Origin of the sequence: Mangrovibacterium sp., from assembly GCF_041596335.1 — a bacterium.
In the GTDB taxonomy this organism is placed as follows: domain Bacteria; phylum Bacteroidota; class Bacteroidia; order Bacteroidales; family Prolixibacteraceae; genus Mangrovibacterium.
Genome location: NZ_JBFHIT010000007.1, coordinates 1 through 19,370, shown reverse-complemented (window position 1 = coordinate 19,370; position 19,370 = coordinate 1). Strand labels below are relative to the sequence as shown.

The following is a 19,370-nucleotide window of genomic DNA, read 5'->3' as shown; positions in this document are numbered from 1 at the left end:
CCGAATATTTTGAGTCCAAAGAAAAGCCAGTTGCAGGTTTCAAGCGTTGGTGGTAGCAGCTCCAAGGAATTCTGTCGCATACCAAATAAAAAAAATCACTCCCGGAAATGAGAGTGACTTTTTTGTTTTTAATGCCTCTGCCTTGGATGGACAAGATCCGGAAGAGGTGAGTTTTCGAATACACTAGTTATTACTATCTATTGAAATTAGTTTTCCAAGTTTGGTGAATACACCACCGTTAATGATGAAGTTTTCACTGTTATTAGCATAAAGGCCAATCGCGGATTCGTCCACCGCACTGGTATTATTTCCGGTAATATAAAAGTTGGAAATATTTGCCATGGCGTTGTTGAATAACGATACTCCATAGGAATTGGTACTGGCAACCTTTGTCGCTGAAATGTTCAGGTTCGTTAATTGAGATGGGGTTACCTGGGTGTCACTTCCGGTAATCTGAACACCCGAGCCGGTAGCTTCAGAAATGGCAATGTTCGAAGCAGTAACTGTTGAACGGTCAATTGTGATTCCAGTTCCTGAACAGTTGCTTACATTTACATTAGCCAGCGAAACCTGACGATAGGGTGAGCTGCTGCTCGTTAAATCACTCAACACAATTCCGCCGGAGTTGGTGTCGGTAATCGTTACCGAGCTAATTGAGCCGGAGCATCCGTCGACAATTCTTAGTCCTTCACCCGCAGATCCGTCAATGGTTAAATGATCAATGGTGAGATCTTCGATATTGCCGTGAAGGGCTACTGTGGCAGCTTGTCCGGAAATTGTACTATTCAGAATCGTTGTGTTTGTTATTGCCAGACGGCTGGTTGCGGTGCTGCTTGCAGTACCAGACTTGTAGATGCCGCGCTCATAACCAGAGATCTGCAATTTGTCTAAGGTAACATCAGAAACACCTGCGTTAATGGCGATAGAAACACCGCCACCAGTCGAATTTAACATCAAATTTTTGATGCTGGCATTCGATTTTTGCACCGAAAATAAGGTAATGCCTGCAGATGTAAGCTTCTTGGGGCTTCCAACCGATTCGATATTAACCGCATAGGTTAAGTTGATTGTTTCGGTGATCGTCATATCTGTGTCGATCACGATATTCGTTTCCAATGCTGCGAGTGCAGCTTTCAGTTCAGTCTCGTCACTAACGTAGTCGTTTGTCGTAGTTGATGCTGTAGCAGTGGTAAGCGATTTCCACTCAGTACCATCGTAGCCAATAAAGTCATTTGTTTCTTCGTTGTAACGGATCATTCCCGCTAAGGCGTCAGTATCGCTGCTTCCCGAAATCCTGAGGTCTTTCAGTTCTGTTAATCCTTCGGTATAGGAGATCGATTTAGTTTCTTCATTGACCACCCATAGGGTATCAACTTGAGTAATTTCAACAATTGTAGTATCTGCAACAGCGATCAGCGATTTCCACTCAGTGCCATCGTAGCCTACAAAATCATTTGTTTCTTCGTTGTAACGGATCATTCCCGCCAGGGCTTCATTATCGCTGCTTCCCGAAATCCGAAGGTCTTTCAATTCTGTTAGCCCTCCGGTGTACGAGATCGAATTATCTTCGGTATTTACAGTCCAAAGCGTATCGGTGGTCGTTTGAGCTACTTCAGAAGTCGTCATCGATTTCCACTCGGTGCCGTCAAATCCTACAAAATCATTGATTTGGCTGTCGAAACGAATCATGCCTGCTTCGGGCGCGAGGTTGCTGCTGCCAGATACTTTCAGATCCAGAATTTCGAGCATACCCTCGGTATACGACAGGGTGTTGTCGCTTGAATTGTAATTCCATGGATTATCCGCAGAATTCACAGCATAAAGAGCGATCGGAACAGCCGTGATATCTGATATTCCGAGCAATTCTCCATTCATACTAATACGGATTTTATATGCTCCGCTTGTCCAGTCAAGTGCAGCGAAGTCGCCGCTGGGAGAGCTGCCATTTCCAATTTTAAAGTTAACGATACCATTGGTTCCGGTATCTATTCCGGTATGCTCTTCGGAGTATACAGTTTGACCACTTAAAATAACGTCAATGTTGAAATCGACTACTTTATTTGTCATGGCCTTACCTTCGATGTCTCGAACAACGGCTTGATAGTTAAAAGAATAGGGGGTTTGAGCGATACCGCTAAGTTGAAGCACAGCTAATGCCAATATGATAAAAATTCTTTTCATCGTTTAAGCTTTAATAATTTTAAATGTACGCAATTTTTGTTGTTCCTGATTGTAGAACTTAATGAAGTAAATCCCTTTTGGGTAGCCGGATAAGTCGACTGTTTGTGTCCCTTTATCGGAATTCTGCGAGAAACTCAGCAGTAATTCTCCGGTAAGACTCCAAATAGTAACATCCATCTCTAAACTATTCTGAAACGAATAATTTATGTTTAGTTTCGTTTTGAATGGATTAGGGTAAACATCCAATTCTTCATCTAGAAATTCGTTTTCCTCAAGCCCACTGACAATTCCCTGGTCTGTTTCAACCGTTTCAGTGTCGGCTTGATGAAATCCTTGAGTCAGCATAACTGTCTCACTCATAAGTGCATCTGTCAAAACTTCACCAATCGTAAAATCGATCATGTAGCTGCTTGACTTCATCGTTTCTCCTGCATTTCCGGCTATCGCCAGATCTGCGTCCTGCCCACGTGCTGTTGATATACCGCTGAAAAATAGGCATACCAATCCAATTAAGATCGTAATCTTGTTCATTTTCTCTTTCAATTTTCCACATTCCTACATCATGTCAAACGTAATAGCGCATACGTTTAACTCATATCCCTTAAGCCTAAACTACCGGTCTCTTACTTCAGTAGTATTACAAAAATGCGCGAAACAATGAAAAGAGGAGGATTTCTTTTTTCCAGAAACTTCTGTCCATTTGAGAAATGGAAAAGGTGATAAAATAGAAGAATCTTTCATTCCACTCGAAACGCTCTCTTTCCTAATTCAAAACGGATTACTCTTACGCACTGAATAACCCGACATGAATTAATGGCAAAATTGCAAAAAAGGTTCCGGTTTTTGACCCACTTTTTTTGTAAAAAACACAATCTAAAATGAATATAAACAATATGCTGTCAGTAGGTTACATTAATTTTCCTGTGTTATTGAAAGATAAAAGCATAAAGATAGCATATGTTTTATAGTGGGGGTGCTGGGATGAGTGTTCATGATTTGTGGCTTTTTGAAGCCGATTAGTTTCCAATTTGAAGTTGAAACGCACCTGCGTGTTGATTAAATAATATTATGATTTAGACAAGTGTTTTCATAATCGTTGCTAAAAAAAATAACAATCCCTTTTCCCGGATGTTATTTGTATATATTTCAAAATTTTAACTCATGACCAGAACGATATTTCTTATAGCAGCGGCATGCCTGGCAGCAGGTGTGATTATTGGAGCATTTGGAGCCCATGGATTAAAAACTAAACTAAGTCCGGAAATGATGCAGGTGTATAAAACCGGGGTTGAGTATCATTTTTATCATGCGATCGGGCTTCTTGTCGTTGGTGTGCTTTCGATTCATTATCCGTCTGTTACGCTGAGTCTTTCAGCTTTATTCTTGTTTTTAGGCATATTAATCTTTTCGGGGAGTTTATACCTGCTTGCACTAACAGGGATTAAGTGGTTGGGGGCGATTACTCCCATCGGAGGATTGAGTTTTATTGCCGGTTGGTTGTTTCTATTCGGTGCATTCTGGCGAAACTTCCCATAAGGGGGAACGAGCGTCTTTAGCGCAAAACGAACACGCTACTGTCCTGCTTGCATGCGCGATCAAATTTGAGAATCTCGGGAAAAGGGAGCGCTCCGACACATTGGGTTTGGAGCGTGAAAGTAGTTTGTGGTGTGTTTATTGACTGAATTAAATTGGAAAACAGCATGCTATGATGATTAAACTCCTGTTGTTACGTACGTTTTTGTCGTAATTTTAATAGGAAACCTAAAAATCAGTAGCCATGAAAAAATCCGTTTACGAAGACTCTTTGGAGTACCACGAAAAAGGAAGACCCGGAAAGATTGAAGTTGTTCCAACGAAATCGCACGAAACGCAATACGACCTCTCATTGGCTTATACACCGGGGGTGGCACAGCCCTGTTTGGAGATCCAGCGCAATCCGGATGATGTTTATAAGTATACTTCGAAAGGTAATTTGGTCGCTGTTGTTTCAAATGGCACGGCAGTGTTGGGGTTGGGCGATATTGGCCCGGCTGCCGGAAAACCGGTGATGGAAGGCAAGGGAATGCTCTTCAAAATTTTTGCCGATGTGGATGTGTTTGACATTGAAGTGAATGAAAAGAACCCGGATCGCCTTATTGAGGTTGTGAAAGCCATTTCGCCGACTTTTGGAGGCATCAACCTTGAGGACATCAAGGCTCCGGAATGTTTTTATGTAGAGGAAAAACTAAAAGCTGCTTTAGATATCCCTGTTTTTCACGACGATCAGCATGGAACTGCGATTATATCCGGAGCTGGTTTGTTGAATGCACTTGAAATTACCGGAAAACAGATCGAACAAATCCGTGTGGTCATCAGTGGTGCCGGAGCAGCTGCTATTTCCTGTGCAAAATTGTACGTGCAGTTGGGCGTTCGTATAGAGCACATCGTGATGGTTGACAGTAAAGGTGTCATTTCCGCGTCACGGACTGATTTGAATTTATCTAAGCAACAGTTTGCCTGCAAGCAGAACTTTAAGTCACTGGCAGACGCAATGGTTGGAGCCGATGTGTTTCTTGGTTTATCAGTTGGCAATATCGTTTCAAAAGACATGGTTTGTTCTATGGCCGAAAATCCGATTGTGTTTGCAATGGCCAATCCTACACCGGAAATTTCGTATGAAGATGCGATTAGTGCGCGGGGCGATATTATCATGGCAACTGGTCGGAGTGACTATCCCAATCAAATTAACAACGTACTCGGGTTTCCTTTCATCTTTCGCGGTGCTCTGGATGTGAGGGCTCGCGAAATTAATGAAGAAATGAAGATTGCGGCCGTGAAAGCACTGGCCTCGTTGGCGAAGGAATATGTTCCGGAATTGGTTACCAAGGCATATAATATGGAGAATATTGTTTTTGGTAAAGATTATATCATTCCAAAGCCGTTGGATCCAAGATTGATCCGAACGGTTGCTCCGGCCGTTGCGAAAGCAGCCATGGCGAGTGGTGTCGCCAGAAAGCCAATTGAAAACTGGGAAGAGTACGAACGTGAATTAAGCGCCAGACTGGGCTTTGAGAATAAACTGATTATGACCATCTGCAACAAAGCGAAACAGAATCCGAAGAAAGTGGTTTTTGCAGATGCTAATAACCTGAAGATGCTTAAAGCAGCTCATTTTGTTGTCGATCAGGGAATCGCTCAGCCCATACTGTTGGGAAACAGAATTGAAATTGAAAAGTTGCTGGAGGATAATAAACTTGTCTTGGAGGGAGTGCCAATAATTGATATCTACCGGGATGTTACAGATGAAAAGCGTCAGCAGTTCGCACAGATTTTATTTGAAAAGCGTAAACGGAAGGGATTGAGTTATGATGAAGCGCTGGAGAAAATGTACAACCATGATTATTTTGGATGTATGATGGTTGAGACAGGCGAAGCCGACGCGTTTATTTCCGGTTTTTCAAGAAAATATGCCGATACAATCCGTCCGGCAATTCATGTAATTGGAACAAAAAAAGAGTTTAACCACATTGCCGGCATGTACATTATGCTCACCCAGAAGGGGCCACTTTTTCTGGCTGATACAACGGTCAATTCCGATCCGGCACCGCAGGTAATTGCCGATACAACAGTATTGGTGGCAAACGAAGTGAAACGGTTTAAAATAGAACCAAGAATTGCCGTGTTGAGTTATTCTAATTTTGGCGCTTTTAAAGGAAAAGGAAGTCCGGTGCGAGCTAGTGAGGCCGTGAAAATTCTTCACCAAAATTACCCGGATTTGATTGTTGATGGCGAGATGCAAGCTAACTACGCTCTAAACGGAGCGTTAAGGCAGAAGAAATTCCCCTTCACTAAATTAGGCGATTCAGATGCGAATGTGTTGATATTCCCTAATTTGAGTTCCGGCAACATACTTTATAAAGTTTTGCAGGAGTTGGGAGCAGCAAAAGCGTTGGGGCCAATTCTTCTGGGAATGAATAAGCCTATTCATGTGCTTCAAATGGAAAGCTCGGTTCGCGAAATTGCCAACCTGGTAGCGGTTGCTGTGGTTGATGCGCAGGAAGCGGAAAAGAAGTAAGAACAGAAAAGGCATCACCGAATTGGTAATGCCTTTCTGAATTTTGATTGTTATTCGGCTGTGTGGCTAATTTCAACAGCCGCTAAATATTTTTTCGGCGGAATAGTTGGACGATGGGTTTTCGTTCTCTATTTTTTCAAATTACTATTCTTGATTCGATTCGACCATCGCTCTCTGGCCAATTGTTGCATGTCGATTTGTGTGTCTGTTTCGTCGGTAATTTCCAGCCCAAGAATGGTTTCAATAATATCCTCCATTGTCACAATTCCTTCTGTCCCGCCATACTCATTAATAATAAGGGCAATGTGTTCCTTTTTCAACAACAGTTTTTCGAATACTTTGGGGATGCTGATATTTTCGTAGCAGCTAACAATGGGGCGCTTTTTATTCATCAGGGCCGAATCTTCTCCTTCCATCAGCAGATTCTCGAGAATGTCCTGCTTTAATACATAACCGCTGACTTGGTCGATGTTTTTGTGGTAGATAGGGATCCGCGAAAACTGAAGAAAATTCTGGTTGGCAAAAAACTCTTTGGCAGACATTGATTCCGGAGCCGCCACCAGCACGGTGCGGGGAGTCATGATATCCTTTGCTTTGAGCTCTTTTAATTGAATGAGGTTGACGATTGTTTTGCTTTCCAGTTCATCAAATATTCCTTCCTCGCCAGCCAGTGCAGCCAACATAGCCAGTTCATCGCGGCTCACGGTGTCCGATCGTTGCTCCGAAGAAAAAAGTTTTGTCAGGTATTCGGAAAACAAAACCAGCGGGTAGCTTATAATAATAAATACCTGAATTACGCGCGCAGCAGGAAGTGCCAGATTTCGCCAATACATGGCACCGATCGTTTTTGGAATGATCTCAGAAAATATCAGGATAAGCAGAGTGAGTACAACACTGACAATTCCAAAGTATACTTCGCCAAACAGTTTTGTTGCTTCCGACCCGACCCCGGCGGCACCAATAGTATGAGCAACGGTGTTTAACGTCAGGATCGCTGCAAGCGGGCGGTCAATATTTCGTTTGATTTTTTTGAGCAGTCTCGCTGATTTGTGACCTTCTTGTTCCTTTAAATAAATAAAAGGCAAACTAACTGTGAGGATAACTGACTCAAGGACTGAACACAAAAACGAAATCCCCAGAGCCAATGCCAAATAAAAAATCATCATTCCTGCCATCTTGTAGCTGTTTGTTACAAGATAACTTCTTTTTCTGTCATATTGAAACAATGTTTCGTGAAATTATTGAGATAAATGGCAAAATGACGAAAAACAGGTTTCTTACATTTTTGTAGCTGCCTGTAGTAGCTAATGGCTTGAACTGCCAGTGGAATATGGGTTTATGCTCTAAAACATAGAATGTGTTTGAATAAGGCTATTCCTACCGGAATGTAGGATTTTTAGTTGGGTGCCAAAGCGTGCCAAAAAAATGCGAAAGGTGTAAGTAGCACGATGATAGTGAGTTGTGGCGGGTTGTGGTGTTTTCGTGATGTGTTCTTTGGCATCGTGGCATCCTTCTCGCTATATGGGGAGCAAAGAAAAAAATGTTGAACCCTCAAAATTTAAAAAGATGAGAAAGATCGCTATTTACGGAAAAGGTGGAATCGGTAAATCTACCACAACTCAAAACACTGTTGCAGGATTGGTAAAAATGGGAAAAAATGTATTGGTTGTGGGTTGTGACCCTAAAGCCGATTCAACCCGTCTATTATTAGGTGGACTGGCTCAAAAAACAGTTTTGGACACACTTCGTGAAGAAGGTGAAGATGTTGAGATCGACGATGTAATCAAAAGAGGTTATGGTGAAGTTCGTTGTGTTGAATCAGGTGGTCCGGAACCAGGTGTAGGATGTGCTGGTCGTGGTATCATTACTTCTATCAACTTGTTGGAACAATTAGGTGCATGGGACGAAAAATACGAAACTGACTATACTTTCTATGATGTACTTGGTGACGTTGTATGTGGTGGTTTCGCAATGCCTATCCGCGATGGAAAAGCAGAAGAAATTTACATTGTAGTATCAGGAGAGATGATGGCAATGTATGCTGCCAACAACATCTGTAAAGGTATCAAAAAATACGCTCAGGCAGGAACAGTTCGTTTGGGAGGATTGATTTGTAACTCTCGTAAAGTTGACAACGAACGTGAAATGATCGAAGAGTTGGCTCGTCAGTTGGGAACTCAAATGATTCACTTCGTACCTCGTGATAACATGGTTCAGCAAGCTGAAATCAACCGTAAAACGGTAATTGAATTTGCTCCTGAGCACCCACAAGCAGCTGAATATGCTACCCTGGCAGCTTCAATCGACGCAAACGAATTGTTTGTAATTCCTAATCCGTTGGAAATTGAAACATTGGAGAAATTGTTGATCGATTTCGGTATCGCCAACTAGTCAGCCCTTTTAAATCAACTAACTAAAAAAAATAGGAGAACATAGATATGTTAATGATCAGAGCAATCATCCGTCCCGAAAAATCCAGTAAAGTATTAACATCACTTTTTGAAGCTGGCTACCCTGCAGTAACAAAAATTCCGGTTGTTGGTCGTGGAAAGCAAAGAGGTATTAAAATCGGTGATGTTACTTACGATGAGCTTCCAAAAGAAATGTTAATCGTAGTGGTTAAAGATGAAGATAAAGACTTTGCAATTAAAGCCATTATGGAGGCTGCTATAACAACTCCAAAAGGTGCTTTCGGTGACGGAAAAATCTTTGTGACCCAAGTGGAAGAAGCTTATACCATTAGCCGCGGAACAAAAGAGTTATAAACCCTAAAAATTCCACGACTATGAAAATGATATTAGCGATTATCCGAATTGATAAAATGAACGCGACCAAGAAAGCTTTGTCAGAAGCAGGTATTACTTCAATGACTGCAACAGGAAAAGTATTCGGACGCGGAAAAGGACTATGGGATGCTAAAGTTTTGGAGGGCGTAAAAAACGACCAACCCGAAGCATTGACCCACCTCGGACAAGAGCCAAGACTCAGACCACAGCGTGTTTTAAACATTGCAGTGTCTGACGAGAATGTCCAAACAACGATTGATACAATCATCGAAGTTAATCAAACACCGGCTGCAGGCGATGGGAAGATTTTCGTGATGCCTTTGGGAGAAGCAGTTCGCGTTCGCACCGGTGAAACAGGTACAACAATCCTTTGATAAATTGAATTTGTTATGGTAAAGAAAAAAGATTATACAAACGGACTGCCGGATCCAGCACCATTGAAAGAGGAAATCCTCTCGAAGTATCCGCGCAAAGTCGCTAAAAAACGCGATAAATCCATGGTAATCAATGATCCGGAGAAGGATCAGGAGATTACGGCAAACGTTCGCACGATCCCCGGAATTATTACACAACGTGGTTGTACATACGCCGGTTGTAAAGGGGTGGTTTTAGGACCAACACGTGACATTATTAACTTGGTTCACGGACCAATCGGATGTAGCTTCTACGCCTGGTTAACTCGTCGTAACCAAACCCACGTTCCTGAAGGTGGCGACAACTTCATCACTTACTGTTTCTCAACCGATATGCAGGATGAAAACATTGTTTTCGGTGGTGAAGCAAAATTGAAAGAAGCAGTTCGCGAAGCATACGAAATGTTCGGCCCTAAAGCCATCGGTATCTTCTCTACTTGTCCGGTAGGTTTGATTGGTGACGACGTTCACGCTGTTGCCCGCGAAATGAAAGCTGAATTGGGAATCAATATCTTCGGTTTCAGTTGCGAAGGATACCGCGGTGTATCTCAGTCAGCTGGTCACCATATCGCCAACAACCAGGTATTCAAGAACGTAGTTGGTAACAACGACCGTGCTCGCAACGGAAAATTCCAGGTAAACCTTTTGGGTGAATACAACATCGGTGGTGATGCTTTCGAAATCGAACGTCTGTTTGAAGAAGCAGGAATCGAATTGTTGTCAACCTTCTCAGGTAACTCAACGATCGAAAGCATGGAATATGCACACACTGCCGACCTGAACATGGTCATGTGTCACCGTTCAATCAACTACATCGCCGAGATGATGGAAGAGAAATACGGTATTCCCTGGATCAAAGTGAGCTTCGTAGGGGCAGAGTCTTCAATGAAATCGTTGAAAAAGATTGCTGAGTACTTCGGCGATGCAGAGTTAACCGCTAAAGTGGAAGAAATCTGTGCTCGTGAAATGATCAAAGTGAACGCAGTTAAAGAAGAAGTTAAGGCAAAAGTTGAAGGTAAAGTAGCCATGATGTTCGTTGGTGGATCTCGTGCTCACCATTACCAGGATTTGTTCAACGAATTAGGAATTCGTGTTGTATCGGCCGGTTATGAGTTCGCTCACCGCGATGACTACGAAGGACGTAAAGTAATTCCGAACATTAAGATCGACGCGGATACCCGTAACATCGAAGAACTGGAAGTTACTAAAACTGAAAACCCGGAACTTTGGAGAGAAGACCTAGTTGCTAAAAAGGCAGCGTTGACGGAAGCCGGTTACGCTTTCAGCGATTACCAAGGTATGATGCCTGAAATGAAAAAGAACTCATTGGTGATTGATGATGTGAACCACTGGGAAACTGAAAAATTGATCGAGTTTTATAAGCCGGATGTATTCTGTGCCGGTATCAAAGAAAAATATGTCGTTCAAAAGTACGGCGTCCCTCTAAAACAGTTGCACTCTTATGACTACGGTGGCCCATATACCTGTTTCGACGGTGCTATCAACTTCTACAAAGAAATGCAACGGATGTTAGATACAAAAATCTGGAAACTCGTAGACGCCCCATGGAAAAACGAGCCGGAGATTGTAGGAAGTATGACTATTGAAGCTTAAAAGGAGGATTAATCATGTTATTAAAACACACAACAGATAAAGTAAGAGAGCGTAACGCGCTAACGGTAAACCCGGCAAAAACTTGCCAACCGGTTGGAGCTATGTACGCAGCGCTGGGTGTTCACGGATGTTTACCCCATAGCCACGGATCTCAAGGTTGCTGTTCTTATCACCGTACGGCGTTAACTCGTCACTACAAAGAACCGGTAATGGCTTCAACCTCATCATTTACAGAAGGTGCTTCGGTATTCGGTGGTCAGGCAAACTTGCTGACAGCGGTTGAAAACATCTTCCAGATTTATGAGCCGGAGATTGTAGCCGTTCACTCAACTTGTTTGTCGGAAACAATTGGCGATGACCTGGGACAGATTGTACAAAAAGCAGTTGCTGACGGGAAAGTACCGGAAGGAAAACACGTTATTCAAGCTGCCACTCCAAGTTATGTTGGATCACATGTAACCGGTTATGCGAACATGTTGGAAGCTTTTGTGAAGTACTTCCCAGTAAAATCAGACGAAAAGAAAAGACAAGTAAATATCCTTTCAGGATGGGTTGAACCATCGGATATGCGCGAGTTGAGACGCATTTCGTCGCTGATGAAAGTGAAAACCGTTTTGTTGCCTGATACTTCTGATGTATTGGATACGCCAATGGACGGAACTTATACCATGTACCCAAAAGGTGGAACAACAATTGCCGAAATGGTAAGCATGGGCGACAGCATGAAAACACTTGCATTGGGTGAGTGGGCAACCGACAAGGCTGCCAGAACGCTGGACAACAAATGCAAAGTTCCTTTCGATATGTTGGATCTTCCTGTCGGATTGCGTGCAACAGACCGTTTTATTCAAGCTTTGGCTCAGGCAGGAAAAGTTTCTGTTCCTGAATCAATCGCCGCTGAACGTGGTCGCCTGGTTGACGTAATCACCGACATGCACCAATACCTCTATGGTAAGCGTGTAGCTGTCTATGGTGATCCTGACAACATTCTTCCATTGATCGAGTTCATGGTCGATATGGATATGCGTCCGGTGTATATTGTATCCGGAACTCCAGGAAAATCATTCCCGAAAAAAGCTGAAGCTCTTCTTGCTGAAAGAGTTCCTGAAGCGAAATTCAAGAACGGACCTCAAGCCGACATGTTGTTGATGCACCAGTGGATCAAAGAAGAACCTGTTGACTTGATTGTTGGAAACACCTACGGGAAATACATTTCCCGCGACGAAAACATTCCTTTCGTACGCATGGGCTTCCCAATCCTCGACCGTGTTGGACATAGTTATTTCCCAACTGTAGGTTATATGGGTGGTATCCGTATCCTCGAGAAATTCCTGAGTGCCATTATGGACAAGATCGATGTAACTTCTCCGGAAGAATCCTTCGAACTGACCATGTAGAAATTGCGGTCTTCGGACCACTAAAGATATCCTTCTCTTCAGCCAATCGAAGGATTCAGGGAGACATCCCTTCATAATATGTTCTTCATAATGTCAAAATGTGAGGGGAGGCAACCCGCAGCCTCCCTTTCATTTTAAAAAAAAACTAACGCTATGGATGCATTTATTAATGACAGACAAAATCAAATTCTCACCAAAGGGAAAGATGATGCAGCGATTGCTTGCGGGAAAGCCAGTGTGGCCGGTTCGGTCAGTCAACGGGCATGTGTTTTTTGTGGTTCCAGGGTTGTATTGTACCCAATTGCTGATGCGCTGCATCTCATTCACGGGCCGGTCGGCTGTGCCGCTTACACCTGGGATATTCGCGGATCGCTTTCATCCGGACCACAAATTCACCGACTAAGTTTTACAACTGATCTAAAGGAAAAAGAAGTCGTCTTCGGAGGCGAAGAACGCTTGTATAAAGCATTGATCAGTTTAATTGAAACCTATAAGCCGAAAGGCGCTTTTGTATATGCTACCTGTATTGTGGGTGTAATTGGCGACGATGTTGAAGCTGTGTGTAAGCGGGTTACACGCGAAACAGGCATCGACGTAATTGCAGTCATGTCAGAAGGATTTAACGGAACAAAAAAAGATGGCTATAAAATAGCCTGTGGAGCGCTCTCAAAATTAATCGGGACAGATACCACTTTTAAAGCCCCTGAATATAGTTTGAACATTCTCGGAGATTTCAATCTGGCTGGTGAACTCTGGATGTTGGCTGAATACTATAAAAAAATGGGTGTGAATTTGGTCGCTGCGATGACCGGTGACGGTCGGATTGATGATGTAAGGAAAGCGCACACTGCACAATTGAATGTCGTTCAGTGTTCAGGTTCAATGATTGGCCTGGCTAAAGAAATGAAAGAAAAGTACGGCATTCCGTTTATGAAAGTCTCTTATTTCGGAATTGAAGATATGTCGGACGCACTTTATGAAGTGGCCAAATTTTTCAAATCGGATGAAATGATGGAAAAAGCCCGGGCGCTGGTTAAAGACGAGTTGACAAACTTGTTGCCTGCCCTGGCAAAGTATCGTCAGAAGTTGGAAGGCAAAAAAGCCGCGATCTATGTTGGGGGAGCTTTTAAAGCAATCTCGCTGGTTAAAGCACTTCGCCTGATCGGAATGAAAACTGTTGTGGTTGGCTCCCAAACAGGAAATTCTGACGATTACAATTTATTGAAAGAAATGTGTGACGATGGAACCATCATTTGCGATGATTCCAATCCAAACGAACTCTCTGAATTTGTGAAACAAACCGGAGCAGATCTTTTTATCGGAGGTGTGAAAGAACGGCCTATCGCTTACAAATTAGGACTTGGTTTTTGCGATCACAACCACGAACGGAAAGAAGCTCTCGCGGGATACGAGGGCATGCTCAACTTTGCAAAAGAAGTACACGCTTCAGTTTGCAGTCCGGTTTGGCAATTCATGAAATAGGGTAACGCGATTAGGCGGTCATCCTGCACTTGGTTCAGGAACTTTAATGCAAAGCGTTTCCCCTGTAACGGAAGAAATTCCGAAACAAGTTCGGAATGACACCGAACGAAAATTTTAACCCAAAACATTGAAGAACATGTTTGAAAATGCACCGATTATAAAATCGACAAAAGAATTTACAGCTACGCGGAATGCCTGTAAGCTTTGTGCTCCACTTGGTGCCAGCATTGCTTTCAAAGGAATTCGCGGTTGTGTCCCCATCATTCATGGCGGACAAGGCTGTGCGACCTACATCAGGCGCTACCTAATCAGTCACTTCAAAGAACCGGTAGATATTGCTTCCTCAAACTTCACCGAAGAAGCAACCGTTTTTGGCGGCGGCGCTAACTGTCATACGGCTATTAATAATGTTATCGGGCAATATAAGCCCGAGGTTGTAGCCATGACAACAACTTGTCTTTCCGAAACCATTGGCGACGACGTGAAAATGTACATTCACGAATTTCAGAAAGATACCCAGTTAAAAGATCTCCCTCGTTTTGTCACCGCTTCAACCCCAAGTTATCAAGGGTCTCATATGGATGGTTTTCACGAAGCTGTTTCGGCAGCCGTAAAAGCATTTTCAAAAGGTGGCGAAAAAGGAACACATCTCAATATATTCCCAGGTTTTGTATCAACCGAAGATTTGCGTCAGCTCAAATATTTGTTGAACGATTTTGGCATCGATTACGTGATGCTTCCCGACTATTCGGAAACGTTGGATAACCCAATCTGGGAAAGCTACAAGCGAATTCCTGAAGGCGGAACGCCGGTTAGCAAAATTGAAACTTGCGGAACAGCTGCTGCGTCAATCGAGTTTGGTACAATCCTAAATTTTGGTTCGCTGTCGGGACGCGTAAAAAACAATAAGCTCTCGGCTACCGGAGCTCATTACCTGGAGAATGAGTTTGGTGTTAAGAATTACCGTATGCCAATGCCGATTGGAGTGAAAAATACCGATCGTTTTATTAAAGCGTTGGAAGAAATTACCGGGAAAGAATTACCGGCTCGATACAAAGGCGAACGCGGACGATTGATCGATTCGTACGCTGATGGCCACAAGTATATCTTCGGAAAGAAAGCAGTAGTTTATGGTGAAGAAGACTTTGTAATTGCCATGACAACTTTCCTCGACGAAATCGGTGTTGAGGTAATTTTAGCCGCAACGGGTGGCGAAAGCGGAAGACTGGAAGAGCAAATCCGCGAAAACTGCCCCGAGCGAGGAGAACAAATCCTGGCAAAGAACATGTTCGACTACGAAAAAATCAGGGAGTGGAGCATCGAAAACAAACCCGATCTTTTTGTTGGAAACAGCAAGGCCTATTACATCGCACGCGAACTTGATGTTCCGATTGTTCGCTGCGGATTTCCAATCCATGATCGCATTGGCGGGCAACGTATCAAGCACCTTGGCTACTCTGGTACTCAGGAGTTGTTCGACCAGGTTGTCAATGCCATGATCCAATATAAACAAGACCACTCAGCGGTCGGCTATAAATATATGTAACCAAGTCGTGAGTAATGAGCAGTGAGTAATGAGTTGAGAAACTCAGGACTCGGTACTCAAAGTCTCGGGACTCTAAAAAAATAGAGCTATGATTGATATTGAAAAACACCCCTGTTTTAGCAAAGATGCTAAAGGAAAATATGCCCGGGTGCATTTGCCGGTCGCACCGAAATGTAATATTCAATGTAATTATTGCAAGCGCGATAACGACTGCGTAAACGAGAGCCGCCCTGGTGTAACAAGCAAAGTTTTGTCGCCCGAACAAGCGCTGGCTTACACGATAAAATTGAAGGAAAAAATGCCTCACCTGTCGGTGGTTGGAATCGCTGGCCCCGGCGATCCGTTTGCCAATCCGGTTGAGACGATGACTACCTTGCGGTTGATCCGCAAAGAATTTCCGGAAATGATCCTTTGTTTGTCATCAAACGGATTGAATGTCGCTCCCTATGTCGATGAGCTGGCAGAATTGAAAGTGAGCCATGTAACCATTACAATGAACTCTCTCGATCCGGAAGTCACTAAAAATATTTATAGCTGGGTTCGGTTAGATAAGCGCGGCTATGTGGGCATTGAAGGAGCAAAGGTTCTGTTGGAAAAACAGTTGGAAGCTATCAAAATGCTAAAGATGTACGGAATTACAGTGAAAATTAACACCATTGTTGTTCCCGGAATCAACGACCACTTGGTTGGCGGTATTGCTAAATCGGCTAAAGAGCTTGGTGCCGATCTAATGAATTGCATTCCATTGTATCCGGTTGCCGAAACACCGTTCGAAAACCTCGAAGAACCATCTCCTGCCATGATGAAATTGATTCGAGCCGAAATCAGTCAACATATCAAACCAATGACTCACTGTGCGCGTTGTCGAGCCGATGCTGTCGGTCTGTTGGGCAAAGATGATCCTGAAGCCGCAAAATTGTTGAATGATATCGCCACCATGTCTGTGGCAGTCGATGAAAGCAGACCAAATGTGGCAGTTGCCAGTCACGAAGGGATGTTGGTGAATCAGCACCTGGGTGAAGCCGATACATTATATATATATAAAGAAACTCCTTCGGGATACCGTATGGTTGAGCAGCGTCGGACACCCCCGTCAGGTACAGGTAACACTCGCTGGGAAGCTCTTGGCGAATGTTTAAATGACTGTCGTGCCTTGTTGGTTGGCGGAATCGGACCTTCTCCTTCTTCGATTATTGGCCGAACCGGAATTAAAATCGTTGAAATGACCGGATTGATTGACGATGGACTGGATGCTATTTACAAAGGAAAATCGCTAAAAACGGTTAAAAAAGCTGATGTTTTCCGTTGCGGAGCCGAATGTTCAGGAAGTGGAACCGGCTGTGGTTGATCGTCTCCCGGAATGTCAAGTCATCCCGAGCTCGTTTCCGGATCTTTTTGCGATTCGGGGCAGGTGCTGAAGCAAGTTCAGCATGACAAAATAGAAATCAAGAACCCTTTAAATAAATACACCATGAAAAAACCAGATTATCACATTTTAGTTTGCAACTCGTACAGGGTTGCCGGCGATGCTAAAGGCTTTTGTAATAAAACCGGAGCTGCCGACCTCATTCAGTATATTTCTGAAGAATGCAACGACCGTGGCTTAGATGTAGCTGTGTCTTCTACTGCATGTTTGAATGTTTGCTCTCAAGGACCGGTTATGGTTATACATCCAAACAACCTTTGGTACGGAGGAATTACCGAGGAGCGTATCGACGAAATTCTGGATGCTCTCGAGGAAGGCGAAGCTGTTGATGAATATTTAATCAGCGAATAATGATGGAGAAGCCTCTCCATATAATTGATACTACGCTCCGGGATGGCGAACAGGCCCCCGGAGTAGTCTTCAGTTTTGACGAGAAAATGAAGATTGCCGCTTTGCTGGACGAAGCAGGTGTGAAAGAGCTAGAGGTTGGTACGCCAATTATGGGGGAGTGTGAGCAGTTGGTTATTCGTGAAATTATTCGTGCAGGTTTTCAGTTTAAATCGACTTGTTGGGGACGTTCGACAGAAGAGGATATGTTGGCTGCCGAGAAAACAGGAGCCAGTCGGATGAATATATCGTTCCCGGTTTCTGATATTCAACAAAAAGCCATAGGCAAAAGTCGAGCATGGGTGTTGGATCGGGTGAAACCAATGATGGCATTCGCACGGCAACGATTCGATTTTGTTGCCATTGGGGCGCAAGATGCGTCGCGGGCCAATCGGGATTTTTTAAAGGAGTTCATTTCTGCCTGTTTAGCCGAAGGAGCAAACAGGATTCGAATTGCGGATACCGTCGGTACTCTAAATCCACTATCGACGATGGAGTTATTTAGTTGGTTAACCGGGTTGTTTCCCGAAGTTGAATTCGAATTCCACGGGCACAACGATCTTGGCATGGCAACAGCAAATACAGTATCCGCAGCTCTGGCGGGTTGTCAAACAGCCAGTCTAACGGTGAATGGGTTGGGTGAACGTGCCGGAAATGCCTGTTTGGAAGAAGTAGCCGCAGCCATGCGGGTTTCTGCAAACAGCGATTGCGGAATCCGGTTGGATAAGCTTCAGGAGTTGTGTCGTACAGTTGAGGCGGCCTCCCTAAGAAAAATTTACGAATCGAAACCAATTGTTGGAGAAATGATTTGTCGGCACGAGTCTGGTATCCATTGCCGCAGTTTGGTAAAAGATCAGATGAGTTACCAGGCATTCAATCCCGAATTGTTTGGTCGAAAAACGGAACTAGTCTTCGGAAAGCATTCAGGAAGCGGTGGCTTGAATCATTTCCTAAAATCGAAAGGTATTCATTTGGCCAAAGAACAGCTTGCTGATGCAATGGAGAGAATGAAAGACGCTGCCCGAAGCGCAAAGCGGGCGTTCGATTTTGAAGAAGCAGCTGTCCTGCTCCGGCCTCCCCTCAATGAGACCAAATAAATTGGAGCATACAGTATATACTATAAAAGACATTTGAAGTAAACCTGATAAAATACAAAGCGATGGAAGAATGGAACGGTTATTTTAATGAAGGTATGTCGTATTATAACACGACGATTGGCGGAATAAAAAAGGGACGAAAGTTTGGGAACGTAGTTTATTACAACCTGATTGGAATTGCATTGGAATGCTTCCTTACGGCTGCATTGGTAAAAGAAGGTCAATTGCCGGAACATTCCAGTATATCCAGTATCATAAGAGAATTGAAAAAACGGTATGAAGTTCCGGAGTCTTTTACAGAAGATAGTCGGTTCTATAATAAATTTTGGAATTTCTGTTCGTTGGAGATCGTTAAGCCTCTGGTTCCGTCTGATGAAGAAATTCAAAGACTGGTCACTTTTGTTGAAAATGTGAAAGTCTGGACAGAGGCTTTGCTTGAAGAACCGGTTAAAGCGGTTTGATTAGTTTGAAATTTTAGCGTGAATGGGAATGTAATTATTGTTTAGGGTGTATTTCCGGAGCGTCGTTGTTTTATATCTTAGGTGTTTGTTCTACTATAAAGTGTGGGCAAATGCCTTTTTTTATGCCTGATCTTTACAAATCAACACTGAGGATGACGTTTCTTTTGGATTCCTGCAATACAAATTCATCAAACTTCGGGCTATTTTATACTTCGTTCTTGGCCCACAGATGGGGGCTTCCTAGCGTAATTTTGTATTGAATGCGTTCGGATGGGGTTTGAACTAATACAAGGTCAAAAAATATGTTTGATCTAAAAGCGTGGTACTCAGGGAAGAGAAACGCTGAATTCGAGAAAGGATAAAAAAAGATTGGTTCAGGTGTTGCAGAACCAAAAAAGGGGTCTATATTTGCACCCGCTTTGAGAGACAACGGTGCTACACCGGAAAGCTGAAAGCCACGTTATGTAAGCGTTTCGGGGAGAAATCTTCGAGCTGTCAGATACAAAAAACAACAAAACGTTCACTG

At 43.4% G+C, this 19,370-nt stretch carries 16 protein-coding genes and 1 pseudogene; 14 read left to right on the top strand and 3 right to left on the bottom strand.

The features are described from left to right. Positions 1-183: 183 nt before the first annotated feature. Together ABZD21_RS04305 and ABZD21_RS04300 are read right to left on the bottom strand one after the other, a co-directional pair. Positions 184-2,181 carry a hypothetical protein gene (locus ABZD21_RS04305; protein ID WP_372773145.1) on the bottom strand — a complete coding sequence of 666 codons (1,998 nt, stop codon included), beginning with the start codon at positions 2,179-2,181 and terminating at the stop codon, positions 184-186. Between the two features lie 3 nt (positions 2,182-2,184). Then, the gene (locus ABZD21_RS04300) at positions 2,185-2,712 is read right to left on the bottom strand and encodes a T9SS type A sorting domain-containing protein (RefSeq protein WP_372773143.1); all 528 of its coding nucleotides are present in this window, start codon (positions 2,710-2,712) and stop codon (positions 2,185-2,187) included. Between the two features lie 630 nt (positions 2,713-3,342). Here ABZD21_RS04300 and ABZD21_RS04295 point away from each other — a divergent pair. From ABZD21_RS04295 to ABZD21_RS04285, 3 genes and pseudogenes are all read left to right on the top strand, one after another. After that, positions 3,343-3,717 carry a DUF423 domain-containing protein gene (locus tag ABZD21_RS04295; RefSeq protein WP_372773142.1) on the top strand — a complete coding sequence of 125 codons (375 nt, stop codon included), beginning with the start codon at positions 3,343-3,345 and terminating at the stop codon, positions 3,715-3,717. Positions 3,718-3,958: 241 nt separating this feature from the next. Continuing rightward, a pseudogene (locus tag ABZD21_RS04290) lies at positions 3,959-5,185 on the top strand (malic enzyme-like NAD(P)-binding protein); the annotation flags it as partial. Positions 5,186-5,245: 60 nt separating this feature from the next. Beyond that, positions 5,246-6,235, top strand: a complete 990-nt coding sequence (locus ABZD21_RS04285; protein ID WP_372773252.1) for a phosphate acyltransferase — start codon at positions 5,246-5,248, stop codon at positions 6,233-6,235. A gap of 128 nt (positions 6,236-6,363) precedes the next feature. Here the strand turns inward: ABZD21_RS04285 and ABZD21_RS04280 are convergent, their stop codons facing one another. Next, complete coding sequence (locus ABZD21_RS04280; RefSeq protein ID WP_372773140.1) at positions 6,364-7,410, bottom strand: CNNM domain-containing protein; 1,047 nt, start codon at positions 7,408-7,410, stop codon at positions 6,364-6,366. A 391-nt stretch (positions 7,411-7,801) separates the two neighbouring features. On the opposite strand from ABZD21_RS04280, the gene nifH reads away from it, so the two are divergent. From nifH to ABZD21_RS04225, 11 genes are all read left to right on the top strand, one after another. Then, the gene (nifH, locus tag ABZD21_RS04275; RefSeq protein ID WP_372773139.1) at positions 7,802-8,626 is read left to right on the top strand and encodes a nitrogenase iron protein; all 825 of its coding nucleotides are present in this window, start codon (positions 7,802-7,804) and stop codon (positions 8,624-8,626) included. 53 nt (positions 8,627-8,679) lie between these two features. Next, positions 8,680-9,000 (top strand): P-II family nitrogen regulator, encoded by a 321-nt coding sequence (locus tag ABZD21_RS04270; protein WP_372773137.1) that lies wholly within the window; start codon positions 8,680-8,682, stop codon positions 8,998-9,000. A 20-nt stretch (positions 9,001-9,020) separates the two neighbouring features. Beyond that, entirely contained in the window at positions 9,021-9,395 is a 375-nt protein-coding gene (locus ABZD21_RS04265) for a P-II family nitrogen regulator (protein WP_372773136.1), read from the top strand. Between the two features lie 15 nt (positions 9,396-9,410). Further along, positions 9,411-11,048, top strand: coding sequence for a nitrogenase molybdenum-iron protein alpha chain (nifD, locus tag ABZD21_RS04260; protein WP_372773135.1), 1,638 nt, complete (start codon positions 9,411-9,413; stop codon positions 11,046-11,048). Positions 11,049-11,062: 14 nt separating this feature from the next. Next, complete coding sequence (nifK, locus tag ABZD21_RS04255) at positions 11,063-12,445, top strand: nitrogenase molybdenum-iron protein subunit beta (RefSeq protein WP_372773134.1); 1,383 nt, start codon at positions 11,063-11,065, stop codon at positions 12,443-12,445. A gap of 153 nt (positions 12,446-12,598) precedes the next feature. After that, a complete protein-coding gene (gene nifE / locus ABZD21_RS04250; RefSeq protein WP_372773133.1) occupies positions 12,599-13,927 on the top strand; it encodes a nitrogenase iron-molybdenum cofactor biosynthesis protein NifE in 1,329 nt (442 codons plus the stop codon). A 136-nt stretch (positions 13,928-14,063) separates the two neighbouring features. Beyond that, positions 14,064-15,473 carry a nitrogenase component 1 gene (locus ABZD21_RS04245; protein WP_372773132.1) on the top strand — a complete coding sequence of 470 codons (1,410 nt, stop codon included), beginning with the start codon at positions 14,064-14,066 and terminating at the stop codon, positions 15,471-15,473. Between the two features lie 88 nt (positions 15,474-15,561). After that, a complete protein-coding gene (gene nifB, locus ABZD21_RS04240; protein WP_372773131.1) occupies positions 15,562-16,821 on the top strand; it encodes a nitrogenase cofactor biosynthesis protein NifB in 1,260 nt (419 codons plus the stop codon). A 123-nt stretch (positions 16,822-16,944) separates the two neighbouring features. Then, a complete protein-coding gene (locus ABZD21_RS04235; protein ID WP_372773130.1) occupies positions 16,945-17,250 on the top strand; it encodes a ferredoxin in 306 nt (101 codons plus the stop codon). Next, positions 17,250-18,383, top strand: coding sequence for a hypothetical protein (locus ABZD21_RS04230; RefSeq protein WP_372773129.1), 1,134 nt, complete (start codon positions 17,250-17,252; stop codon positions 18,381-18,383). Before ABZD21_RS04235 ends, ABZD21_RS04230 begins: the two co-directional genes overlap by 1 nt. Before the next feature lie 62 nt (positions 18,384-18,445). Beyond that, positions 18,446-18,844, top strand: a complete 399-nt coding sequence (locus ABZD21_RS04225) for a hypothetical protein (RefSeq protein WP_372773128.1) — start codon at positions 18,446-18,448, stop codon at positions 18,842-18,844. Positions 18,845-19,370 lie beyond the last annotated feature (526 nt).

Excerpts from the sequence above, each read along its gene's own strand:
- ABZD21_RS04305 (WP_372773145.1), bottom strand. The coding sequence starts at position 2,181 with ATGAAAAGAATTTTTATCATATTGGCATTAGCTGTGCTTCAACTTAGC.
- ABZD21_RS04300 (WP_372773143.1), bottom strand. The coding sequence starts at position 2,712 with ATGAACAAGATTACGATCTTAATTGGATTGGTATGCCTATTTTTCAGC.
- ABZD21_RS04295 (WP_372773142.1), top strand. The coding sequence starts at position 3,343 with ATGACCAGAACGATATTTCTTATAGCAGCGGCATGCCTGGCAGCAGGT.
- ABZD21_RS04285 (WP_372773252.1), top strand. The coding sequence starts at position 5,246 with ATGACCATCTGCAACAAAGCGAAACAGAATCCGAAGAAAGTGGTTTTT.
- ABZD21_RS04280 (WP_372773140.1), bottom strand. The coding sequence starts at position 7,410 with ATGGCAGGAATGATGATTTTTTATTTGGCATTGGCTCTGGGGATTTCG.
- nifH (WP_372773139.1), top strand. The coding sequence starts at position 7,802 with ATGAGAAAGATCGCTATTTACGGAAAAGGTGGAATCGGTAAATCTACC.
- ABZD21_RS04270 (WP_372773137.1), top strand. The coding sequence starts at position 8,680 with ATGATCAGAGCAATCATCCGTCCCGAAAAATCCAGTAAAGTATTAACA.
- ABZD21_RS04265 (WP_372773136.1), top strand. The coding sequence starts at position 9,021 with ATGAAAATGATATTAGCGATTATCCGAATTGATAAAATGAACGCGACC.
- nifD (WP_372773135.1), top strand. The coding sequence starts at position 9,411 with ATGGTAAAGAAAAAAGATTATACAAACGGACTGCCGGATCCAGCACCA.
- nifK (WP_372773134.1), top strand. The coding sequence starts at position 11,063 with ATGTTATTAAAACACACAACAGATAAAGTAAGAGAGCGTAACGCGCTA.
- nifE (WP_372773133.1), top strand. The coding sequence starts at position 12,599 with ATGGATGCATTTATTAATGACAGACAAAATCAAATTCTCACCAAAGGG.
- ABZD21_RS04245 (WP_372773132.1), top strand. The coding sequence starts at position 14,064 with ATGTTTGAAAATGCACCGATTATAAAATCGACAAAAGAATTTACAGCT.
- nifB (WP_372773131.1), top strand. The coding sequence starts at position 15,562 with ATGATTGATATTGAAAAACACCCCTGTTTTAGCAAAGATGCTAAAGGA.
- ABZD21_RS04235 (WP_372773130.1), top strand. The coding sequence starts at position 16,945 with ATGAAAAAACCAGATTATCACATTTTAGTTTGCAACTCGTACAGGGTT.
- ABZD21_RS04230 (WP_372773129.1), top strand. The coding sequence starts at position 17,250 with ATGATGGAGAAGCCTCTCCATATAATTGATACTACGCTCCGGGATGGC.
- ABZD21_RS04225 (WP_372773128.1), top strand. The coding sequence starts at position 18,446 with ATGGAAGAATGGAACGGTTATTTTAATGAAGGTATGTCGTATTATAAC.